Annotated in this window: 25 protein-coding genes; 10 read left to right on the forward strand and 15 right to left on the reverse strand. The window is 57.4% G+C overall.

Annotated features, from left to right (window positions below; genetic code table 11):
- Nucleotides 1–5: 5 nt before the first annotated feature.
- Nucleotides 6–944, forward strand: coding sequence for a polyprenyl synthetase family protein (locus IEX10_RS07935; protein ID WP_188674642.1), 939 nt, complete (start codon nucleotides 6–8; stop codon nucleotides 942–944).
- On the opposite strand, the gene IEX10_RS07940 is transcribed toward IEX10_RS07935, so the two are convergent.
- The 3 genes from IEX10_RS07940 to IEX10_RS07950 form a co-directional block, all read right to left on the reverse strand.
- Nucleotides 920–1744 (reverse strand): 4-(cytidine 5'-diphospho)-2-C-methyl-D-erythritol kinase, encoded by an 825-nt coding sequence (locus IEX10_RS07940; RefSeq protein ID WP_188674639.1) that lies wholly within the window; start codon nucleotides 1742–1744, stop codon nucleotides 920–922. The genes IEX10_RS07935 and IEX10_RS07940 overlap by 25 nt on opposite strands.
- Nucleotides 1737–3458 carry a tetratricopeptide repeat protein gene (locus IEX10_RS07945; RefSeq protein WP_229678471.1) on the reverse strand — a complete coding sequence of 574 codons (1722 nt, stop codon included), beginning with the start codon at nucleotides 3456–3458 and terminating at the stop codon, nucleotides 1737–1739. The genes IEX10_RS07940 and IEX10_RS07945 overlap by 8 nt, the downstream gene beginning before the upstream one ends.
- Before the next feature lie 154 nt (nucleotides 3459–3612).
- Nucleotides 3613–5268 carry an electron transfer flavoprotein-ubiquinone oxidoreductase gene (locus IEX10_RS07950; RefSeq protein ID WP_188673050.1) on the reverse strand — a complete coding sequence of 552 codons (1656 nt, stop codon included), beginning with the start codon at nucleotides 5266–5268 and terminating at the stop codon, nucleotides 3613–3615.
- Between the two features lie 241 nt (nucleotides 5269–5509).
- Here IEX10_RS07950 and greA point away from each other — a divergent pair, with 241 nt between their 5' ends.
- Nucleotides 5510–5980 (forward strand): transcription elongation factor GreA, encoded by a 471-nt coding sequence (gene greA, locus IEX10_RS07955; protein WP_188673053.1) that lies wholly within the window; start codon nucleotides 5510–5512, stop codon nucleotides 5978–5980.
- Between the two features lie 18 nt (nucleotides 5981–5998).
- Nucleotides 5999–7015 carry a hypothetical protein gene (locus IEX10_RS07960; protein ID WP_188673056.1) on the forward strand — a complete coding sequence of 339 codons (1017 nt, stop codon included), beginning with the start codon at nucleotides 5999–6001 and terminating at the stop codon, nucleotides 7013–7015.
- A 14-nt stretch (nucleotides 7016–7029) separates the two neighbouring features.
- On the opposite strand, the gene IEX10_RS07965 is transcribed toward IEX10_RS07960, so the two are convergent.
- Genes IEX10_RS07965 through IEX10_RS07980 form a run of 4 tightly spaced genes read right to left on the reverse strand, consistent with a single transcriptional unit; the run spans nucleotide 7030 to nucleotide 10253 of the window.
- Nucleotides 7030–8289, reverse strand: a complete 1260-nt coding sequence (locus tag IEX10_RS07965; RefSeq protein WP_188673059.1) for a molybdopterin-binding protein — start codon at nucleotides 8287–8289, stop codon at nucleotides 7030–7032.
- Nucleotides 8289–8780, reverse strand: coding sequence for a molybdopterin-guanine dinucleotide biosynthesis protein B (mobB, locus tag IEX10_RS07970; RefSeq protein ID WP_188673062.1), 492 nt, complete (start codon nucleotides 8778–8780; stop codon nucleotides 8289–8291). The genes IEX10_RS07965 and mobB overlap by 1 nt, the downstream gene beginning before the upstream one ends.
- A complete protein-coding gene (gene mobA / locus IEX10_RS07975; RefSeq protein ID WP_188673064.1) occupies nucleotides 8777–9388 on the reverse strand; it encodes a molybdenum cofactor guanylyltransferase MobA in 612 nt (203 codons plus the stop codon). Before mobA ends, mobB begins: the two co-directional genes overlap by 4 nt.
- A complete protein-coding gene (locus IEX10_RS07980) occupies nucleotides 9381–10253 on the reverse strand; it encodes a formate dehydrogenase accessory sulfurtransferase FdhD (protein ID WP_188673067.1) in 873 nt (290 codons plus the stop codon). The genes mobA and IEX10_RS07980 overlap by 8 nt, the downstream gene beginning before the upstream one ends.
- A 51-nt stretch (nucleotides 10254–10304) precedes the next feature.
- Here IEX10_RS07980 and IEX10_RS07985 point away from each other — a divergent pair, with 51 nt between their 5' ends.
- Both IEX10_RS07985 and IEX10_RS07990 read left to right on the forward strand, forming a co-directional pair.
- Nucleotides 10305–11021, forward strand: a complete 717-nt coding sequence (locus IEX10_RS07985; protein WP_188673070.1) for an AzlC family ABC transporter permease — start codon at nucleotides 10305–10307, stop codon at nucleotides 11019–11021.
- A complete protein-coding gene (locus tag IEX10_RS07990; RefSeq protein WP_188673077.1) occupies nucleotides 11018–11347 on the forward strand; it encodes an AzlD domain-containing protein in 330 nt (109 codons plus the stop codon). Before IEX10_RS07985 ends, IEX10_RS07990 begins: the two co-directional genes overlap by 4 nt.
- Here the strand turns inward: IEX10_RS07990 and IEX10_RS07995 are convergent.
- Nucleotides 11344–11802: an Lrp/AsnC family transcriptional regulator gene (locus IEX10_RS07995; protein ID WP_188673081.1), complete on the reverse strand. Its 459-nt coding sequence runs from the start codon at nucleotides 11800–11802 to the stop codon at nucleotides 11344–11346. The genes IEX10_RS07990 and IEX10_RS07995 overlap by 4 nt on opposite strands.
- Nucleotides 11803–11947: 145 nt before the next feature.
- Here IEX10_RS07995 and ald point away from each other — a divergent pair, with 145 nt between their 5' ends.
- Nucleotides 11948–13066: an alanine dehydrogenase gene (gene ald / locus IEX10_RS08000; RefSeq protein WP_188673083.1), complete on the forward strand. Its 1119-nt coding sequence runs from the start codon at nucleotides 11948–11950 to the stop codon at nucleotides 13064–13066.
- 65 nt (nucleotides 13067–13131) lie between these two features.
- Here the strand turns inward: ald and mscL are convergent, their stop codons facing one another.
- Together mscL and pheT are read right to left on the reverse strand one after the other, a co-directional pair.
- Nucleotides 13132–13566, reverse strand: coding sequence for a large conductance mechanosensitive channel protein MscL (gene mscL / locus IEX10_RS08005; protein ID WP_188673086.1), 435 nt, complete (start codon nucleotides 13564–13566; stop codon nucleotides 13132–13134).
- A 134-nt stretch (nucleotides 13567–13700) separates the two neighbouring features.
- Entirely contained in the window at nucleotides 13701–16109 is a 2409-nt protein-coding gene (pheT, locus tag IEX10_RS08010; RefSeq protein WP_188673089.1) for a phenylalanine--tRNA ligase subunit beta, read from the reverse strand.
- A gap of 168 nt (nucleotides 16110–16277) precedes the next feature.
- Between pheT and IEX10_RS08015 the strand changes: the two genes are divergently transcribed.
- On the forward strand, nucleotides 16278–16616 hold the full coding sequence (locus IEX10_RS08015; RefSeq protein WP_229678472.1) for an ArsR/SmtB family transcription factor: 339 nt from the start codon (nucleotides 16278–16280) through the stop codon (nucleotides 16614–16616).
- Nucleotides 16613–17035, forward strand: a complete 423-nt coding sequence (locus IEX10_RS08020) for an SRPBCC family protein (RefSeq protein ID WP_188673092.1) — start codon at nucleotides 16613–16615, stop codon at nucleotides 17033–17035. Before IEX10_RS08015 ends, IEX10_RS08020 begins: the two co-directional genes overlap by 4 nt.
- Nucleotides 17036–17098: 63 nt before the next feature.
- Here IEX10_RS08020 and pheS read toward each other — a convergent pair whose 3' ends face one another.
- The 5 genes from pheS to pyk all read right to left on the reverse strand — a co-directional run bounded on the left by pheS (nucleotide 17099) and on the right by pyk (nucleotide 20767).
- The gene (gene pheS, locus IEX10_RS08025) at nucleotides 17099–18172 is read right to left on the reverse strand and encodes a phenylalanine--tRNA ligase subunit alpha (RefSeq protein WP_188674650.1); all 1074 of its coding nucleotides are present in this window, start codon (nucleotides 18170–18172) and stop codon (nucleotides 17099–17101) included.
- A 200-nt stretch (nucleotides 18173–18372) separates the two neighbouring features.
- On the reverse strand, nucleotides 18373–18735 hold the full coding sequence (gene rplT, locus IEX10_RS08030) for a 50S ribosomal protein L20 (protein WP_069298745.1): 363 nt from the start codon (nucleotides 18733–18735) through the stop codon (nucleotides 18373–18375).
- A gap of 13 nt (nucleotides 18736–18748) precedes the next feature.
- Nucleotides 18749–18949 (reverse strand): 50S ribosomal protein L35, encoded by a 201-nt coding sequence (gene rpmI / locus IEX10_RS08035; RefSeq protein ID WP_188673095.1) that lies wholly within the window; start codon nucleotides 18947–18949, stop codon nucleotides 18749–18751.
- 135 nt (nucleotides 18950–19084) lie between these two features.
- On the reverse strand, nucleotides 19085–19306 hold the full coding sequence (locus IEX10_RS08040) for a hypothetical protein (protein ID WP_188673098.1): 222 nt from the start codon (nucleotides 19304–19306) through the stop codon (nucleotides 19085–19087).
- A 12-nt stretch (nucleotides 19307–19318) separates the two neighbouring features.
- Complete coding sequence (gene pyk, locus IEX10_RS08045; RefSeq protein ID WP_188673101.1) at nucleotides 19319–20767, reverse strand: pyruvate kinase; 1449 nt, start codon at nucleotides 20765–20767, stop codon at nucleotides 19319–19321.
- Between the two features lie 148 nt (nucleotides 20768–20915).
- Here pyk and IEX10_RS08050 point away from each other — a divergent pair, with 148 nt between their 5' ends.
- The gene (locus IEX10_RS08050) at nucleotides 20916–21650 is read left to right on the forward strand and encodes an N-formylglutamate amidohydrolase (RefSeq protein ID WP_188673105.1); all 735 of its coding nucleotides are present in this window, start codon (nucleotides 20916–20918) and stop codon (nucleotides 21648–21650) included.
- A 19-nt stretch (nucleotides 21651–21669) separates the two neighbouring features.
- Entirely contained in the window at nucleotides 21670–21963 is a 294-nt protein-coding gene (locus IEX10_RS08055; RefSeq protein WP_188673108.1) for a DUF1244 domain-containing protein, read from the forward strand.
- Nucleotides 21964–22013 lie beyond the last annotated feature (50 nt).

The raw sequence follows: 22013 nt of genomic DNA on the forward strand, positions 1-22013 counted from the left end.
ATGATATGGCGCTGGTGAATGACCAGATCCGCACCCGCATGGCCTCTAAACATGCGCCGCGCATCCCCGAAGTGACCGCCCATCTGGTTGAGGCTGGCGGCAAGCGGTTGCGCCCGATGCTCACACTCGCGGCGGCGCGGTTGTGCGGTTATGACGGCCCCTATCACGTGCATCTGGCTGCCACGGTGGAGTTCATCCACACCGCAACCCTGCTGCATGACGATGTGGTCGACGAAAGCGCCAAACGGCGCGGGCGTCCGACAGCGAACCTGCTTTGGGACAACAAATCCTCGGTTCTTGTGGGGGATTACTTGTTTTCCCGCTCGTTCCAGTTGATGGTCGAAACCGGCAACCTACGGGTTCTGGACATTCTGGCCAACGCTTCCGCCACCATTGCCGAGGGCGAGGTTCTGCAACTGACCGCCGCGAGCAATCTGGCCACCGATGAAGCGATTTATCTGCAAGTGGTGCGGGGCAAAACTGCTGCGCTGTTTTCTGCCGCGACCCAAGTGGGCGGCGTGATTGCACAGGCAGATGAGACCGTTACGCAGGCGCTTTACGATTATGGCGATGCGCTTGGGATCAGTTTTCAGATCGTCGATGACCTGCTGGATTACGGCGGGGCTGCGGCCAGTCTGGGCAAGAACACAGGAGATGATTTCCGCGAACGAAAACTGACCCTTCCTGTGATTAAAGCGATCGCCAAGGCCGACACGACGGAGCGAGATTTCTGGAAGCGCACCATTGAAAAGGGCGACCAGCAGGACGGCGATCTGGAACAGGCGATGGCCCTTCTGGAAAAGCACAACGCGATGGAAGAGACCCGTCAGGATGCGTTGGAATGGGCAGGGAAAGCTCGCACCGCGCTAGAGGCTTTGCCCGAAAGCGATCTGCGCAATCTGCTGATGGATTTGTCAGACTACGTGGTCAGCCGCGTGGTCTGAATCCACCAGTCAGGGTGACGGGCGGACAGGCGCAAAGCGGCCTCTTGCGCGGCATTGTCGGTTTGATAGAGCCCAAAGCAGGTGGCGCCCGAACCGGACATCCGAGACAGCATCGGGGCGGTTTGCTTCAGCGCCTGCAAAACGTTTGCGATCACCGGTGAATGGGCAATGGCAGGCGCTTGCAGATCGTTGCGCTGCTTGGCCAGCCAGTCGATCCAACCCGTCTGCGGACCGTCAATCACAGCTGGGTTATCTTTATTGTTCAGCGCCTTAAAGATTTTCGGAGTCGCGACCGATACATTTGGATTAACCAGAACCATAGGGTGGTCCTGATCCAACTCCAGCGGCTCTATTACCTCTCCGATGCCGCGCATCCGTAAGGGTTGTCCGGCCACGCAGATCGGCACATCTGCGCCCAGCGCCAGTTGTTTTTCCGGATCCGGCAGCGGCAATTCCCAGAGTTCGGACAGGCCGACCAATGCAGCCGCCGCATCCGCAGACCCGCCGCCGATCCCTGATGCAACCGGCAGGTTTTTCTCCAGATGAATCGCAGCACCCTGCCCGTTTTTACGATCGAAACAACGTGCGGCTTGGAGGATCAGATTATCGCCTGTGCCGCTTAGCCCGTCACCGAACGGCCCGTTGATAGACAGGGTAACGGACTCTGACGGCGCAAATGTCAGCACATCGCCGTATTCGGCAAACGCCACCACACTGTCGAGCAGATGATACCCGTCGCTGCGCTGTCCGATCACATGCAGGCAAAGATTGATCTTCGCCCGCGCAACCCGCTTAATTATCATTGCCTGCGGCGGTCTTCTCGGCTGTGCCTTCTTCTTCCAGCACCGTATCAAGTCCGACTTCCAGCTTACGCCGGATGCGCGATGCGTCTTTTTCTTCCGGCTTTAGGGACAGGGCGCGGCTCCACTGGAATTCAGCTTCCCGCTTGCGGTTCACCTTCCAGTACACATCGCCAAGATGGTCATTGATGATCGGATCATTAGACACCAGTTCAACCGCCCGCTCCATCGGTGCAACGGCTTCTTCGTATTTGCCAATCCGGTAAAGCACCCAGCCCAGACTGTCAGTGATGTAACCGTCCTCAGGGCGAGCCTTTACTGCCTGCTCGATCATGTCCTGCGCTTCTTCCAGTTTCAGGTTCGCCTCTACCAGCGAATAGCCAAGATAGTTCAGCACCAGCGGCTGGTTCGGGCTCAGCTCCAGCGCGCGGCGGAAGTCGGCTTCGGCCTGTTCCCACTGGCCTTCCCGTTCATAGGAAATGCCCCGCGCGTAGAACAGAAACCAGTGGTTCGGTGCGGGGTCGGGGATCATTTCTACAGCGGTATCATAGGCTGTTGCAGCCTCGGCGTATTCTTCCTGCCCGCGCAGGACGTCGCCGAGGGATATATGAACCCGTGGCACGTCGCCATAGGTGCGAGTCATGTTGCGCAACACTTCGATTGCAGCGTCATGTTTGCCCGCTTCAACCAGCGCATCAGCCCGTCCCAATTCCGCATTCAAGAACATCGGATCATCCTGCGTGACACGCGCATAGGTCTTGGAGGCCAGTTCAAACTGATCCTGATCTTGGAGGATTTCCGCCGTCAGCAGGATCGCTTCGGTGTAACCCGGGCGCAGATATTCTGCCAGACGGGCGTAAACCAGCGCGTAGCGTTCATCTTGTTCCCGCTCCAGCACACTGGCGAGTGTCAGAAACACCTCTGCCGCGCCTTGGGAGGCTTCGGTGATAAAATCATAAGGCACCACACCCTGTTCCGCGATCCGGTCTCGAAGGTCCGACACCCCCTGATCCGAAGTGCCGCGCAGCGCACCGTCCAGCAGGGCAAGCGCTTCGTCCTTGCGGTCGAGTTGGGTCATGATCTGTGCATGGGCGATCAGACTGCCACGATTCAAGCGCAGGTTACCGTCTTCATCACCGGTCAGTATCTTGTCAGCAGTGGCAAAGTCCCCTACCGCAGCGAGAGCCAGTGCCTTGTGATATTGTCCGAACAGCCGCATGGCAGGTGGATTGGCCATACCGTCAAAGCGTTTGGTTGCCACAGTCATTTGCCCGTCGCCAAGTGCGACCCAGCCGGAAAGCAGACCGGTCAGAAGCGGGCTGAAAATATCGGCGCTGTCGTCCAGTATGGCCTCGGCTTCGGAAAAATCCCCTTCACGGATGGATTGCGCCATGACAACCAGATCAGCGAGTTGGCTGGCAAACTGGCCAGACTGGATCTTGCGCGCAATCGCGATGGAGCGTTGCACATCGCCTTTCGCCACAAAAGACAGCAGCGCGTTTTGCAAAAGGTAGGGGTTTCCCGGATCACGGGCCAAAGCTTCGGAATAGAACCGCGCGGCCTGTTCGTAGTTATTGTCCCGATTGGCCTGATTTCCAGCCAGATACGCACCCGCCAATCCTTGGGCCTGTGGTGTTTGGGGCATTACCAAAGACGCCCCGAGCGCCGCTACAAACCCGAATGCTATTGCGAATTTTCTGCTTTTGCCTGCCACGTGTGATCCAACCTCTGCCTGTTTTCCAAAACCTAGCCGCAGAGCCACGGCTTGACAATGAAACTCCGGCGAATTGTCATCACATCTTCGCTCATTTCGATGCAGCAGGGCCCGCAAACGAAAAACCCCGGCGCTTTGGCCGGGGTTTTCATTGTTACATATTCGGGTAATTCGGCCCTTCGCCCCCTTGAGGCGTGACCCATTTGATATTCTGGCTCGGGTCCTTGATATCGCAGGTCTTACAATGCACGCAGTTTTGCGCATTGATCTGGAAGCGCGGGTTGGAACCGTCATCATCGCGCAGAACCTCGTACACTCCGGCGGGGCAATACCGTTGCGCCGGTTCCGCATAAAGCGGCAGGTTCACGTCAATCGGAATGCTCGGGTCCAGCAGCTTAAGGTGACACGGCTGTTCCTCGGCGTGGTTGGTGGCCGAGAAGCTGAGGTTGGTCAGCCGGTCAAAGCTGATCTTCCCGTCCGGTTTGGGATAGTCGATCGGCTTGTGCTTGTCGGCTTTCTCGGTCGCTTCGGCATCGGATTTACCGTGCTTCCATGTCCCGAACGGGTTGATGTTCATCAGGCTTGCGGCCCACATATCAATACCGCCCAGCGCCAATGAAGCGATCAGACCGTATTTGGACCACATCGGCTTAACATTGCGCACTTTCTTAAGGTCTGTCGCAATCGGACCAGTGCGCACGTCATTTTCGTACTCTGTCAGCTCGTCGCTTTCACGACCCGCCTTGATCGCCGCAACCGCAGCTTCAGCCGCCGCTTTGCCAGACAGCATCGCGTTGTGGTTGCCTTTGATGCGCGGCACATTCACCATTCCTGCGGAACACCCTAGCAGCGCACCACCCGGGAACACCAACTTGGGCAGGGACTGCCAGCCGCCTTCGGTGATCGCACGCGCGCCATAAGCCACACGCTTGCCGCCCTCCAGCAACGCCTTGATTTCAGGGTGTTGCTTGAAGCGCTGGAATTCCATGTAAGGGAACAAATGCGGGTTTTTGTAGTTCAGGTGAACCACGAAACCGATAAAGATTTGATTGTTTTCCGCATGGTACAGGAACGAACCACCCCCGGCATTGCCCCCCAGCGGCCAGCCCATTGTATGGGTTACAGTACCTTCGGAATGTTTGGCGGGATCAATCTCCCAGATTTCCTTCATGCCAAGACCGTATTTCTGCGGCTCGGAATCTTTGGCCAGATCGTATTTCGCGATCAGCTCTTTGGACAGGGAACCACGCACCCCTTCAGAGAACAGCACGTATTTGCCGTGCAACTCCATGCCCGGCTCATAGCTTGGGCCTTGGGTGCCATCGGGGTTCAAGCCGAACTCCCCTGCGACCACGCCTTTAACTTCGCCGTTGTCACCGTAGACCACTTCGGAACACGCCATGCCGGGGAAAACCTCAACGCCCAGTTCTTCGGCTTGTTCGGCCATCCAGCGACAGACGTTGCCCATAGACACGATATAGTTGCCGTGGTTGTTCAGCAGCGGCGGCATCGGGAAGTTCGGAATCCGCACGCTTCCCGCTTCGCCCAGAACAAGGAAGTTGTCTTTCTTAACCGGCACATTCAGCGGTGCGCCCTTCTCTTTCCAGTCTGGGATTAGCGCATCCAGCCCGCAAGGGTCCAGAACCGCGCCCGACAGGATATGTGCGCCAACCTCAGAGCCTTTTTCCAACACAACCACGTCCAGATCAGGATCCAGTTGCTTGACCCGGATCGCAGCGGACAGGCCAGCAGGCCCGGCCCCGACGATCACAACATCATATGGCATCGACTCGCGTTCAATCTCGGACATAGTTTGGTCTCCCGTTTTCGCGCCCTTGGGCAAAAAATATCTGCGCCCTTCTAAAGACATTGCAGCGCATGAGCAATATTGAAAGCTTTACCACACGTTCAAAGCAACAAAACATCGCAGCGGATTGACCGTGACCGGCCTTTGCCGCGAAAACAGGCGTATCAACCGGTGAATGGCCCCTTGCAGTGTAAGGCTTCCAATTCTAAGGTCTGTTTTCGGAAAAGTTGAGTGGACAGGCCAAATGGAAAAAATCCCGATGACACCCCGCGGTTACAATGCCGCCCAAGTGGAACTGAAACAGCTGAAGTCTGTGGATCGTCCTGCCGTCATCAGGGCAATCGCCGAGGCGCGCGAGCATGGTGATCTGTCAGAGAACGCGGAATACCACGCGGCCCGTGAACAGCAGAGCCACATCGAGGGCCGGATCAAGGAACTTGAAGGCTTGATCGGTCTGGCGGATGTGATTGATGTCTCGAAACTCTCTGGCACCATCAAATTTGGCGCGACAGTAGAACTGTTCGACGAAGACACCGAACAGGAGAAAACCTACCAGATCGTGGGCGAGAGCGAAGCCGACATCGACAAAAATCTGCTCAACATCAAGTCCCCCATTGCGCGGGCCTTGATCGGTAAAGAGGAAGGTGACAGTGTTGAGGTGCGCACCCCGGGTGGTACCAAAAACTACGAAGTGGTGAGCGTGAAGTTCATTTAGGTCACGAAGGCCAGCGCCATGTCCAACACCAATACCTCGACTGCCCCTGCTTCGCCTGAAAACAGCGGCGCAGAAACACGGATTGCGCTTGCCTTGACCATGTTCTGGTTGCTGGCCTGCGCCTTGTACGTGTTTGGTGTGCCAGGTGCGCTGGCGCAAATCACGACCAATATTCTTACGCTGATGATCGCCTTCATTGCGATGTTCTTTCCGGTGATTGTGATCTGGACCGTAGCTTATGTATCCAATGCCCTGCGCGGAATGCGTGCGGAAACCAACGTGCTGCGTTCGTCTATGGATCAGATCAGAACCGTGCTGGCCGATCGCCCCGCCGAGGACGAAAGCCGCGGCATCAAAATGCAGGAGCAATTGAACGAGATTGCGGCCCTGACCCAGCAAACCGACAAACGGTTGAACGATCTTACGACAACTTCCCTGATCAGCCCGTCCGAACCGGCCGGTCCCCGCACCGACGCCGCCGCGCTGGCAGAAAAGCAGAATGAAGAGGACGACTTCAGCCAGACCTCCCTGCCGTTGCAAACGCCCTCCGGCCCTGAACGCATGCCGATTACCGTATCGGAATTTATCAAAGCGCTGAATTTTCCCGACAATGCAGAAGACAAGGAAGGTTTTCGCGTGCTGCGCCGTGCGTTTGAAGAACGCGAGCTTGGCAAACTGCTGCAAGCTTCACAGGATGTGCTGACCCTGTTGTCCCAAGACGGCATCTATATGGATGATTTGACGCCGGACAAACCGCTTCCCGCCGTCTGGCGCCGGTTTGCCAGCGGCCAGCGTGGTCTGACTGTCTCGGCTCTTGGGGGCATCCGCGACCGTTCGGCCCTGACCCTTGCGAAAACGCGGCTTAAAAACGATCCTGTGTTCCGTGATGCGGCCCATCACTTCCTGCGCAAGTTCGACCAGATCCTGATTGAATTCGAACACACCGCCGAAGATCATGAACTGCTGGAAATGTCCCAAACCCGCACCGCCCGCGCCTTTATGCTGCTGGGGCGTGTTGCCGGGTCTTTCGACTAAGCTTTAGACGGTTTTTACAGTCCGAATGCGCCGTAGGGGTAAAAGGTTACGAGATCCCCTTGCCCAACGTCCTGCGCCCCATCGCCCAGTTCGACCAGCCCCTCGGCCCAGCTTAGACCGGAAATCCGCCCCGAACCTTCAGAGTGGTACACCTCGGCCCGACCATCGCGAATCCGCGCCCGCAAGTATTCGCGCCGTCCTGCTTTCTTGGACTTACCAAACGCCGCCGGAACAGAAAAACCCTGCGGCGCAAGCCATCCGGCCCCCGCCAGAACCCCGAGCGCGGGACGGGCAAAAATCAGGGTACAGACCAGCGCCGCCACCGGATTTCCGGGCAGGCCGAACACCGGCACCCCGTCCCAAAGCGCCAGCGCTAGCGGACGTCCGGGCTTCATCGCAATACGCCAGTTTTGCAACCCGCCCTTTGCCTTAAGAACCGCCGAAACGTGATCCTCATCCCCTGCCGATGCTCCGCCGCTGGTGATAATCGCATCCGCCTGTGCAGCGCCGTTCCGAAAGGCATCCTCCACCATCGCAGGATCGTCTTGAACATGGCCAAGATCGACCGCGTCATACCCCCAACGCTGCAACACATGCAGCAACATCGGGCGGTTCGCGTCATAAATCTGCGCATCTTTGGCAGGGCCGGCGGCGATGTCGAGCACCTCATCCCCAGTGGACAGAACCGCAACCCGCAGGCGGCGGCAGACCGGAACCTCGGCCACACCGACCGAAGCCAGAAGGGCGAGATCCTGCGGCTGCAATCGCCTACCCCGCGCAAGCACCACGGCTCCTTTGGCAACGTCCTCGCCAGCCTTGCGCGTGTTTGCACCCTGCCGCAACCCGCTGCGAAAAGCGATGCGATCCGCTTCAACGCTGCAATCTTCCTCCAGCACTACGGTATCCACAGCCTCTGGAAGCCGTGCCCCTGTCAGGATGCGCACCGCGTGTCCGTCAGGTAGCTTCCCTTCAAGCGGACCTCCCGCCGCAGCACGCCCCTGCGCCAGCGGCAATGTGCAAATCTCGCCGTTGGGCAGCCCGGCATGGGCCAAGCCGTAGCCATCCACGGCTGAATTTGCATAGGGTGGGCTGGACCGGTTCGCGCTGACATCCTGTGCCAGAATACGCCCGCCTGCTGCTGCCAGCGCCACTGTTTCCACCGGCGTCACGGCGTGAAGCCGGTCGCGCAATTGTACCAGTGCCGTGTCCACCGGCGTCCAGTCCACACCGGGTGGCATGGCAAAACAATCGTCTTTCAGCGGCGGCGGCTGCATCACAAATCCACCTTTCCAAGAATGAAATCTGCAATCTCGTCGGTGTCATCCAGATCAAGCAGCGGACAGGCCACATCCGGTTTAGCATCACTTGCCACCGCCACGATTGTCGGGTCATTCGGCGCCAGCAGCGCCTTTCCGGTCTCGCTCCGGTGGCATTCCAGCTTAACGTGATCTTCGGTCTTGAAACCCTCAACCAGCACCAGATCAACTGGCGAAAGTTTGGTCAGCAATTCACGCAGGGGTGGTTCTGGCGCATCCCGCAATTCGTGCATCAAGGCCCAGCGGGTGCCGGAACACAGCAGAACCTCCTGCGCACCGGATTCGCGGTGGCGGTAACTGTCCCGCCCCTCTTGATCCACATCGAAATTATGGTGCGCGTGTTTCACCGTAGACACCACCAGCCCCCGCGCAGTGAAATTGGCGACGAGCCGCTCCACAAGGCTGGTTTTGCCAGTATTCTTCCAGCCCGTGATCCCGAACACTTTCACAGGTCAAACTCCGCAATCATCGCTTCTGCCTGTTGCAGATCTTCCGGCGTGTTGACGTTGAAAAACGGATCATAGGGCGTCGCGGCGAACTCCACCTGCGCACAGCCCCGCGGTGTGGTCCATTGCACCACCTTGCGCAGACCATCATTCAAAGCGGCGCGCAGGTCTTCCCGCGCAGCCACAGGCCACAGCCCGAAGGTTGGATGCCGCGCGATCCCCCGTTCCGGATCAGGTGTGACCGCCATTGCCAGATCACTGCCAGAGCCTTGCAGTCGCGCAACCAGATCGCGCGGAAAAAACGGCGTGTCCGCCGCCACAGTCACGATATGGCTGACACCCTGTCCGGCCGCCCAGTCCATCCCCGCCAGCACACCGGCGAGCGGTCCGGCATAGCCTGCAACCGTGTCCGGCTGCACCGGCAGGCCCAATCCGTCAAAGCGTTCGGGATCGCCGTTCGCATTCAATACCACCGTGCTCAGCTGGCGTTGCAGCCGCACCCGCACGCGGCCCATCAGCGACACGCCGTTCAGTGCGATCAACCCCTTGTCGCCGCCGCCCATACGGGTCGCCAGACCACCTGCCAATATCACCCCGACCGGCTCATTCATTACCAGACCTCCGCTTGCCTTTCTCTTCCGCCACATGGTCGGGATCGGCATCCCAGATCATCCGGTCTGCCCCGCTGAGACACATAAAACGTTTGCCGCGCATCCGCCCGATTAGCGTCAAGCCAACCTGCTGCGCAATTTCCACACCCCAAGCGGTAAAACCCGATCGCGACACCAGAACCGGAATCCCCATCAAAGCACATTTGATCACCATTTCCGAGGTCAACCGCCCTGTAGTATACATGATCTTGTCGCCGCCTTCGACCTTTTCGGACAGCATCCAACCGGCGATCTTATCCACCGCATTATGACGCCCCACATCCTCCATATAGACCAGCGGGCGATCTTCGCGGCAGAGCACCGATCCGTGAATCGCCCCTGCCGCAAGATAAAGGCTCGGGGTTTGGTTGATTTGCCGCGCCAGCGCATAAAGCCAGCTTGTCCGCAGCTCTGCCTTTGGCAGCACCACCTGATCGAGCCCTTCCATCATATCGCCGAAGACAGTTCCCACCGCGCAGCCGCTGGTGCGGGTCTTTTTCTTCAGCTTTTCTTCATAGATGGTGCTGCCATCGGTGCGCACAACCACGGTCTCCAGCTCTTCGTCGTAATCCACGCCAAGCACAGACTCTCCGACCGCAAGCATCCCCTGATTGCGCAGAAACCCCAGCGCGAGATAGGCCGGATAGTCCCCGATGGTCATCGCCGTAACGATTTCCTGACCGTTCAGGAAAATCGTCAACGGGCGCTCTTCTACCACTGGTATCTCCTGCACCGCGCCCGTATGGTCGCGGCCAGAGACCACACGGGTCAATCCATCACCTGTATTGTTGGGTGGGATCACATAATTTGAACTGTTTTCAATCATCTAGCATTTGCCACTTGGAAGAAACTCACATACTCGTTGCACAGTAACATCATGACTTCAGAACAAACCACATCCAAATCCGCCTTCTGGGAAGGCTATCGCGACTGCGCCCCGTTTATTTTGGTTGCAGCACCCTTCGGACTTATGTTCGGCGTGGCCGCGACCGAACTCGGCCTGTCGCTGATCCAGACCATGACAATGACCGTTCTGGTGATTGCAGGGGCTGCGCAGTTCACGGCGCTGATCCTGTTGGAAGAACACGCGCCGACCCTGATTATTCTGGCAACCGCACTGGCGGTGAACCTGCGTATGGCGATGTATTCCGCCGCCCTTGTGCCCTATCTGGGCAAGGCGAGGGGCCGCACAAAGCTGTTGCTGGCTTATTTCAACGTGGACCAGACCTTTGGGGTGGCCAGTGTTCGCCTGCCCGTTGAACTGCAATGGACTGTTGCACAACGCTCCGCCTATTTCATTGGCGGTGGACTTGCGATTACACCCTTCTGGATCCTCTCCACCTATCTGGGCGCGGCCTTCGGGGCAGCAATTCCGCCGGAATTCTCGCTCGATTTTGCTATGCCGATCTGTTTCATCGCCATCATCGCCCCCGCGCTGCGCACCCTGCCCCATGTTCTGGCGGCTGTGACATCGGTGGTCGCAGCACTGGCGCTTAGCTGGATACCGTTTTCCCTTGGCCTGTTGATCGCGGCGGCCATCGCGATGGTGGTGGGGGCGCAGGCCGAGCTCTGGCTGGAGCGGCGTAAATCATGACTCTGGATCAAACCCAAATTTGGATCGTGATCGCGGGCATGGCCTTTGGCACCTTCTTTATCCGCTGGTCGTTTCTCGGCCTGCTCGGGGACCGCGAACTTCCCCAGTGGGCGCTGCGCCACCTGCGCTATACCGCCGTTGCTATCCTGCCCGGACTGATTGCGCCGCTGATCCTATGGCCCTCTGGCACGGGCGGAGAACCCGATCCCGCGCGTCTTCTGGCAGCACTGGTGGCTTTTGGCATGGGCATGTGGCGCAAATCCGCGCTTTGGGCGATCTTCAGCGGGCTGATCACCCTTTACGCGGTGCAATATCTGCTGGGCTAAAGCGGCAGCGCTGTCGTCTTGAACACCGTGCGCAGGGCAAAGCTGGACTGCAACTGCGCTACACCGGGCAAACGCGCCAGATGCTGACGGTGAATACGGGCGTAATCATCCGTGTCCGCCGCCACCACTTTCAGCAGATAATCCGCTGTGCCTGCCATCAGATGACACTCCAGCACATCGGGCACCAGCGCCACTTCCCGCTCAAACGCGGCAAGCGTTTCGTCCGCTTGCCCCTGTAGCGAAATCTCGACAAAGACGGTCGTCCGCCGCCCCACTGCACGGGGGTCGAGCATAGCCACATAGTTCTTGATCACCCCTTCAGATTCCAGCCGCTGCACCCGTCTGTGACAGGCAGAGGCAGAGAGGTTTATCTTGTCGGCCAGTTCGGAATTGGACATCCGCCCGCTCTTTTGCAGGGCGGTCAGGATTCGACGGTCTATTTCGTCAAGTTTCACGTGCTTCGAAGCTTTCTTCGCTATTAGGGACTTTAGCGATAGATTATTCGAAAAAATCCACTTTGAACACAACAGATTGAATCGCATGTGTTTCACAAAATGCATAACAATTGGGCAAACAAGCACTGTGCAGAGGAGGATCACCATGCTTATCGGTTGCCCGAAAGAGATCAAAAATCAGGAATACCGCGTCGGGGTTACACCTTCCGCCGCACTAGAGGCCATTTCCCGCGGCCACTCCGTTATCATCGAAACCAACGCCGGTATCGGCGCCGGCTTTCCAGATGAAGCCTACACAAACGTCGGCGCCGAGATCGTCAGCACCGCCGAAGAAATCTTTGCCCGCGCCGAGATGGTCGTAAAGGTTAAAGAACCCCAACCCGCAGAGCGCAAGCAACTGCGCGAAGGTCAAATCCTCTACACCTATCTACACCTCGCCCCCGACCCTGCCCAGACCCAAGATCTTCTGGATAGCGGCGTGACAGCGATTGCCTATGAAACCGTAACCGACAATCGCGGCGGCCTGCCATTGCTGGCCCCGATGTCCGAAGTCGCCGGACGTCTGGCGCCACAAACCGGATCGTGGGCTTTGCAGAAAGCCAATGGCGGCAGTGGCGTTCTGTTGGGCGGCGTGCCCGGTGTGCGCCCTGCGAATGTTGCGATCATCGGCGGTGGTGTTGTTGGCACCGCAGCAGCCCGTGTGGCTGTCGGCATGGGCGCGAATGTGACCGTGCTCGACCGTTCGGTTCCACGCCTGTCCTATCTGGATGATGTATTTATGGGGCGTTTGACCACGCAATATTCCGATCAGGGTGCGATGGCAGAACTGCTGCCCCGCGTCGATATGGTGATCGGCGCGGTTCTTATTCCCGGTGCTGCGGCCCCCAAACTGATCAGCCGCGACCAACTTGGCCTGATGAAACCCGGTTCGGTTTTGGTGGATGTGGCGATTGACCAAGGCGGCTGCTTTGAGACCTCAAAGGCGACCACCCATGATGAACCGATTTATGAGGTCGATGGCATTGTGCATTACTGCGTGGCCAATATGCCGGGCGCAGTGGCGCGGACCTCGACCATCGCGCTTGGGAACGCCACCGTCCCCCACATGCTGGCCCTCGCTGATAAGGGTTGGCGGCAGGCCTGCGAGGACGACGAGAACCTGATGAACGGGTTAAACACCCATGCAGGCAAGCTCACCTACTACGCCGTGGGCAAGGCCCTTGGGATTGATGTAGTGTCCCCGAAAATGGCGATGAAACTGTAATAAGCAAAGCCGACAGAAAACCCGCCTCTCCGGCGGGTTTTCTCGTTTTAAGTGTACCGCTTGCGTTATTTCTGTTGAAGCGAATCGCGGATTTGAAGCAGCACTTCCAGTTCGGACGGACCAGCAGGCGCCGCCTCTTCCGCTGGCATTTCGTCTTTTTTAGCAGCGGCTTCTTTCACTTTGTTGACCGTACGCACCAGCTGGAACACAACAAAAGCAATGATCAGGAAATTGATCACGGCCATCATGAACGATCCGTAAGCAAAAACGGCGGCCCCCGCCTCGCGTGCTTCTGCAAGGCTCTCATAAGTGCCATCGCCGCTTAGGATGATGAACTGGTTTGTGAAGTCCACGCCGCCGGTAAACAGCCCGATAAACGGGTTGATCAGATCATCCACCATAGATTTTACGATGGCGGTAAAGGCCGCGCCAATAATAATCCCGACGGCCATATCCATAACATTGCCGCGGGCGATAAAGTTTCTAAATTCTTTTAACATACTGTCCCCGTTTGTTTTTTCTTTACTGAGCACTTGTTTGTCAGAAAGGTATACTACGAACGGCAAGTATTTCTATCGAGAAAAGGCCCGAACACAAGTTCGAGCCTTTAATATGTCTTGCAGTCTGAAGAAGACTAACCGCGCAGCACGCCGCCGGTGGCCTTGCTGACCTTATCAATGATCTTGGCAGAGACCGCCTCAATATCCTTGTCGGTCAGGGTCGCGTCCTTGGGCTGCAGGCGCACGGTGATCGCGACGGACTTCTTACCCTCGCCCATCTGTGCTTCGGCCTTTGTACCGCTGAACAGGTCAAACACGGAAGCGTCCGAAATCAACGCCTTGTCCGCGCCTTTCGCCGCATTCAGCAGGGTCAAAACCTCTACCTTATCGTCCACAACAAAGGCGAAATCCCGATCAACCGCTTGCAGATCCGAGAAGTTCAGCGCGCTGCGTGTCGTGGTTTTCTTCTTGGGGAACGGCGGCTTGGCGATATGGACGGCAAACGCCACAGCCGGACCTTTGACGCCCATTGCGTTCAGCACTTTGGGGTGGATTTCACCGAAGCCGGCCAGCACATTCTTAGGACCAAGCGACAGTTTCCCCGAACGTCCAGGATGCCACCAGTTGTTCGCACCGCGCAGCACCATCAATTTGTCCGGCGCACCGATAGCCGATAGAACCGCCTCGGCATCCGCCTTGGCATCATAGGTGTCTACAGCACGGCGCGCACCAAATGGATCGCGCGGGCCGGTGTGACCCACCAGCAAACCCGTTGCCAGCACTTCTTGTTCTTCAGGTTCACCCCCATGAAAAACCGGACCCACTTCAAACAGGGCCATATCCGCGATGCCGCGGGCCTGATTGCGCGCCGCCGCCGCCAGCAGACCAGGCAGCAAAGACGGGCGCATGTGGCTAAGGTCCGCACTGATCGGATTGCCCAACATCACCGCATCAGTGCCGCCGCCGAACAGTTCGGCGCTGGCTTTGTCGATGAAGGAATAGGTCACGCATTCATTATAACCGAGCGCGGCCACCGTGCGCCGCGCCAGCGACTCGCGCTTTTGCATCGGCGTCAGGATCGGTTTTTGAACGCCGGTCGCACGGCGCATCGGTTTAGGTTCCAGCTTGGTCAGCGATGCAATCCGCGCCACTTCTTCCACCAGATCCGCAGAGCCAAGCACATCAGGACGCCAAGTCGGCGGCGTCACCTGATCGCCCTCAACCCCAAAGCCGAGCGCTTTTAGCGTTGCAACTTGAGTTTCAGCCGGAATTTCCATCCCGACAAGGCTTTGCACACGGTCGGTGTCCAGTTTGTACTGACGGGACACATCCGGCACGGCACCGGCCACAACCACTTCGGAAGCCTCACCACCACAATGATCAAGGATCATCTTAACCGCATGATCCAGACCGTCCGGTGTAAAGGCAGGATCAACACCCCGTTCAAACCGGTAACGGGCATCCGAATTGATCTTCAACTTGCGTCCGGTAACGGCGATTTCGGTTGGCGTCCAATAGGCGCTTTCTACGAAAACATTGACCGTATCCTCGGTACAACCCGTTTCAGCCCCGCCCATGATACCGGCAATGCTTTCAGGGCCGTTATCATCAGAGATAACCATCATGCCCGCATCCAGACTGTACTCCTTGTCGTCCAGCGCGGTCAGGCTCTCGCCCCCTTTGGCGCGATGCACCCGCAGATTTCCAACCACTTTATCCGCATCGAACACGTGCAACGGGCGGTTCTGGTCCATCGTAAAGAAGTTGGTCACATCCACCAGCATGGAAATCGGGCGCAGGCCAACGGCTTTCAACAAGGATTGCAGCCATTCCGGTGATGGCCCGTTTTTCACACCTTTGATCAGACGGCCATAAAACACCGGACAGCCGTCCAGCGTGTCATCGTCAATCGACACAGAAACAGGGCTGTCAAAGCTGCCTTTTATTTCCGGCGTCGGAACGGGCTTCAGCGTGCCAAGCCCCCGCGCGGCCAGATCCCGCGCAATGCCCCGCACACCCAGCGCATCCGGACGGTTCGGCGTAATGGCAATCTCGATCATCGGGTCGATCTTTTCAGGCTGGTTCGCTGCCAGCCAGTCTACGAACTTCGATCCAACCGCCGGTTCGCCCGTCAGTTCGATAATCCCGTCATGTTCCTCGGACAGTTCCAGCTCCCGCTCTGAGGCCATCATGCCAAAGCTCTCCACTCCGCGAATTTTGCCAACGCCGATTGTCGTATCAATCCCCGGCACATACATACCCGGTTTACACAGAACCACACGGATACCGGCCCGCGCGTTTGGCGCACCGCAAATGATCTGCTGCACACCATCGTCGGTTTCCACCTGACAGACCCGCAGCTTGTCCGCATCAGGGTGCTTTTCAGCCTCTTTCACAAAAGCGACCGTAAAATCCTTCAGCTTGTCCAAAGGGTTCACGACGTCTTCCACTTCCAACCCCAAATCGGTCAGTGCGTAGAGAATGTCATCCAACGGTGCATCTGTGTCCAAGTGATGCTTTAGCCAAGACAAAGTGAATTTCATCGGTTCGTGTCCATTAACTCGTGTACCGCGTTCGAATAGCCCAAAGCCCCCCGAAATAAAAGGCCGAACGTCGTGCGCAACCGCGCAGAGTCGCAAATATGAAACCAAATGGTATTGCAACTTAAGAAACCTTTTGGTATTACGTCCTAAGGAACACAGGACAGGCTCGTGCAAACACATCAAACCATTAACCCTCAATCCACTTTCCGCGCTCTGGCAGATCCCACAAGACGGGACATCCTTTTGCTGCTTCGAGCTAAAGACCTGTCTATCGCAGAGGTCGCTGGAAACTTCGACATGACCCGCGCAGCTGTCAAAAAACACCTTCGGGTTCTAGAGGAAGGGCGGCTTATTTCCGTCACCCCGCAGGGACGCGAACGCATTAACCACCTTGAACCGGCGGCACTGAAGGCCGTGTCTGATTGGGTCTCCTTCTTTGATGAATTTTGGGATGCCCGCCTCACCGCGCTATCAAGCGCTATTGCCAAAGATTGGAATCCCGAATGACGACCGTGGAAAAAACAGTGTTCTTCGCCGCGCCCCCTGAAGTAGTCTGGACCTATCTGACAGACGCAAAAAAACTTGGAACATGGTATCATCCAGCAGCCCGTGACCTTGAAGCGGGAAGCGATTACCAACTCCTGACCACGGCGGATGATGGCAGCAAGACGTCCCTGATCACCGGTCGCGTGTTAGAGATGGACGCGCCGAACCACCTCGTGACCACATTTGTGATCGGCCCTTTTGAGGGGCGCGAAACCACACTAACATGGACTTTAAGCGACGTTAACGGCGGCACTCGTCTGCATCTGAAACACGCAGGAATTGACACAGCCGCGGGCGATGCCGCGTTACCCCTGTTTCAGGCGCTTGATAAAGGTTGGGACGAACACTTTGCCAAATTGCGTGATGTGGCAACCGCCTAGCGAAGCGGTGTATCAAACCAGAAAGGCCGCCTATCCTATGGGACAAGCGGCCTTTTTTATGTCTTAACGGTTCACGCCAGCATGAATGCTTGGTTGGTCCAGACAGGCAAACCCGTAGTGGCGCAGCCAGCGCAGATCGCTGTCAAAGAAGGCGCGCAGATCGGGGATGCCGTATTTCAGCATGGCCAGACGGTCGATCCCCATGCCGAAAGCAAAGCCCTGCCATTCGTCAGGATCTACTCCGGCAGAGCGCAGCACATGGGGGTGTACCATGCCGGAACCAAGCACCTCCATCCAGCCGTCACCTTCCCCGATACGCAGTTGCCCGTCGACCCAAGAACACTGAATGTCCACCTCGGCAGAAGGCTCTGTAAACGGGAAATGGGACGCACGGAACCGCGTCTTAATCCCGTCGAGATCGAAGAACGCGGCGAAAAATTCTTCCAGAACCCATTTCAGGTTCGCCATCGAAATATCCTTATCGATGGCGAGTCCTTCGATCTGGTGGAACATCGGCGTATGGGTCTGGTCGTAATCAGCGCGATACACACGGCCCGGCGCAATGATGCGGCAAGGCACGCCGTGCTTTTCCATGTGGCGGATTTGCACGGGGCTGGTGTGGGTGCGCAACACATGGGGCGGACGATCATCGCTTTCGTCACGGTGCATATAGAACGTGTCATGCTCCTGACGGGCGGGATGCTCCGGCGCGATGTTCAGCGCGTCAAAGTTATACCAGTCGCTTTCAATCTGCGGCCCTTCGGCCACGGAAAACCCCAGATCGGCAAAGATCGCGGTGACTTCTTCAGTCACTTGGGACACCGGATGGATCGTGCCTTCACGGCGCGGACGCCCAGCAAGAGACACGTCGATCCACTCCGATTGCAACCGCTCGTTCAGGGCGGCATCTTCCAAGGCTTCCTTCTTGGCCGCCAGTGCAGAGTTGATCTCGTTCTTCAGCGCGTTCAGCGCAGGACCAGCCACCTGACGCTCATCCGGCGTCATCTTGCCCAGCTCGCGCATTTTAAGGGAAACTTCACCCTTCTTGCCCACAGCAGCGAGACGCAGTTCTTCTAGCGCGGAATCATCCGCGGCCTCTGCTATCCCGCCAAGATATTTCGCCTTAACAGCGTCCAAACCGTCCATCGACTGTATCCTTCAAACATTCGCCGCATGGCTACCATATCGCCGGTTTTTTGCAACCCGACAGGCGCCATCCATTTTCTTCAAATATCCCCGCCGGAGGCCCCGAAACCATAGACAAAACCGGACCCGAACAAGAAAAAAGCCCCACACCAACGGTGCAGGGCTTTTGAATTCTCAAAACCGAATGGCGCTTAGGCCATTGCACCTTTGGCTTGATCAACAATCGCGTTGAACGCTTCTGGTTCGTGAACGGCCAGATCAGCCAGAACCTTACGGTCAACTTCGATGCCAGCCAGAGACAGGCCATTGATAAACTTCGAGTATGTCAAAGCTTCGTCATGGGCGCGAACAGCGGCGTTGATCCGCTGGATCCACAATGCGCGGAAGTTCCGTTTCCGGTTTTTCCGGTCGCGGGTCGCGTATTGGTTTGCCTTGTCGACAGCCTGTGTTGCTGTGCGGAACGCGGTGGAGCGACGGCCGTAATAGCCTTTTGCCGCTTTGATAACTTTACGATGGCGAGCGTGGGACGCTGCGCCCCCTTTTACACGTGACATGGTTCAGATCTCCTTAGCGCGCGTATGGCATGTATGATTTCACGATATTCTCGTCCGCCTTGCACAATGTGGTTGTCCCACGTGCGTTGCGGATGAATTTACGCGAACGTTTGATCATGCCGTGGCGTTTGCCAGCCTGAGCAGCCAGAACGCGGCCAGTAGCCGTCACTTTAAAGCGCTTTTTGGCGCTTGATTTAGTCTTCATCTTGGGCATTTCCGTCTCCAGTCTAGAAGTTGGTCGGACACGCGACTCGGCAGCCCTCCGGCCGGACGCGCAGTAGAAGCTGGCTTTTAGGCGTGGCTCCCCCCTATTGCAAGGGCAAAGATCACCCCACCTCAAAGGTTTTGATTATTTCCACTCTGAAATCAGCCGGTAAACCGCCTCAGGCAGATCGGACGGGTCCCATTGGAAACCCGACAGCAGCCACCCCCAGAACAGCAGTCCGGCCCCCATAAGGAAGGCCAGAATACCGAACAGGGGCGAACGCTTCTCTACCATCGCATTGGTTATGCCGACCAGACTTAGAAGGACCAGAACCGTGCCACCAACAAGCTGGTAATCATAAGGCATCGTTCGTCGCTCCTAGTCGTCTTCACTGCCAAAGATAAGCTTCTCCTGCACAGGCGCAACCCGCAGAATATTGGTTGATCCAGGCTGGTTGAAAGGCACACCAGCTGTCACCACAATCTTGTCAGTGTCCTTGGCAAACTTGTAGTTCCGCGCAGCCCGCGCCGCGCTGACCACCGCCATTTTAAACCGGCCGACTTCGCTGGTTTCAACACAATGCAGCCCCCAAACGAGGGTCAACTTCCGGGCTGTATTCACCAGCGGTGTCAGCGCAAGAATTGGCACTTGGGGACGTTCCCGTGCCGCCAGCATCGCTGTGGTGCCAGAATGGGTAAAGCAGCAGATCGCCTTAATATCCGTGGTTTCCGCCACTTCGCGCGCCGCGACCGTGATCGCCTCGGCTACGGATGTGCGCGATGCCGTACGAGAGGCCTCCAGAATCTGGCGGAATGTCGGATCAACTTCCACCTCTTCGGCGACATTGCTCATGGTGCGCACAGCTTCGACCGGATAGGCTCCCGCAGCCGATTCAGCCGAAAGCATCACCGCATCCGCGCCTTCATAGATGGCCGCAGCCACATCAGAGACCTCGGCCCGTGTCGGTAGAGGCGCTTCGATCATGCTCTCCATCATCTGCGTCGCCACGATTACCGGCTTACCAGCAGAACGACAGCGCCGTACCAGACGTTTTTGGATTGGCGGCACCTGGCTGACCGGCAGTTCCACCCCGAGATCTCCGCGCGCTACCATGATACCGTCGCTTACTTCCAGAATGGACTCGAAAGACTTCACCGCCGCCGGTTTCTCGATCTTGGAAATCAGCGAGGCCCGCCCCGCTGCCAGTTCCCGCGCTTCCAGCACGTCCTCGGCCCGTTGCACAAAGGACAACGCCAGCCAATCCACGCCCAACTCGCACACAAACTCCAGATCCGCGCGGTCCTTTTCGGACAAAGCAGCCAGCGGTAGCACCACATCCGGGACATTCACACCTTTGCGGTTGGAAATCTGGCCGCCGACGATGACTTTACATGTAGCATGATCCGAACCACATTCAGTGACTTCCAGACGGATCTTGCCATCGTTTACCAGCAGGGTAGAGCCAACCTCCAGCGCCTCGAAAATCTCGGTATGGGGCAAACACACACGACTGTTGTCACCGGGTGTTTCATCCAGATCGAACCGGAAAGAAGCGCCCTCCTCCAGCATTTCACCGTCGTCGCTGCCAAAGACACCACAGCGCAGCTTGGGGCCCTGCAAATCGGCAAGAATGCCGATCGGACGGCCGAGGTCACGTTCAATATCGCGGATGGTCTGGTGTTTCTCGCGAATTTCCTCATGAGAGCCGTGGCTCATGTTCAGGCGGAACACATCGGCCCCCGCCTCGAACAAAGCCCGGATCATGTCATAGGTTTCAGACGCAGGGCCCAGAGTGGCCACGATTTTTACGCTTCTCATCCGTCGCATTGTTTTATCCTTTTTCTTTGCGCATCTTCTATAGCAGGTTGTTTCGGGATGTCTGCCCAAAACCTCATGGCAAATTAAACCCTCTGCTCTGGCCCTTTAGCCCGCTTGCGCGTATTTCTGGCGGTATCTTGGTATCAGGTATCTGTATATGAAATATTCTCCTTTTGTAACAAGCGGCGAAAACCGTCCCGCAAATATAATCATCCTTTGCGATCATGCGGCCAACTCAGTTCCCGCAGAGATTGCCGCCGGTGATTTGGGCCTGCCCGCTGACGATATGGAGCGCCACATCGCCTATGACATCGGCGCGGCAGGGACCTCAGAGCATCTGGGCCGGTTGCTGGATGCCCCCGTCGTCTGTTCCAACTTTTCCCGACTGGTCATCGATCCAAACAGGGGCGCGGATGATCCCACCTTGTTGATGCGCCTTTACGACGGCACGCTTATCCCCGCAAACCGCCATGCGGATGCAGCCGAGTTGGAAAGACGCATGGACCTGTGCCATCGCCCCTATCACGCTGAAGTGGCACGGTTGATTGAAACCAAAGACCGGCCCGTTCTGATCTCTGTCCACAGCTTTACGCCACAATTGCGGGGCCGCCCGCCACGCCCGTGGGAAATTGGCGTGCTGTCAAACGATGACCGCCGCCTGTCGGACAGCCTCCTGGCCGAACTCGCCCGTGACACCAGCGTCACCATAGGGGACAACGTGCCTTATACCGGATATCTGACAGGGGATACGATGGACCAGCACGCCCTGCAAAACGGCCTGCTGCACACACTACTGGAACTACGGCAGGACCTGATTGCCACACCGGACGGTCAGGAAAAATGGGCCAGCTACCTTGCTCCCCACCTGCAAGTCGCCATATCCCGAACATAACACGCAAAGGACCAAAGCCATGGATGATCAAACCAAAATCGAACTGGAAGCCGCCGCTTTCCGCCGCCTGCAACAGCACTTGATGCAGGACCGCACCGACGTTCAAAACATCGACATGATGAACCTGACCGGTTTCTGCCGCAACTGCCTGTCCCGCTGGTATCAGGAAGCTGCCAACGAAAAAGGCATCGAGATGGACAAGGCAGAGGCCCGCGAAACCTTTTACGGCATGCCTTTTGAGGACTGGAAAGACAAATACCAGACCGAAGCCAGCGACCAGCAAAAAGCCGCGTTTAAAGACAGTCACAGCTAAACCAAAAAGACGAGCGCCCGACACTCAGGCGCTCGTCCACTCGGGGTTTC

Origin of the sequence: Neptunicoccus cionae (genome assembly GCF_014643735.1) — a bacterium.
GTDB lineage: Bacteria > Pseudomonadota > Alphaproteobacteria > Rhodobacterales > Rhodobacteraceae > Amylibacter > Amylibacter cionae.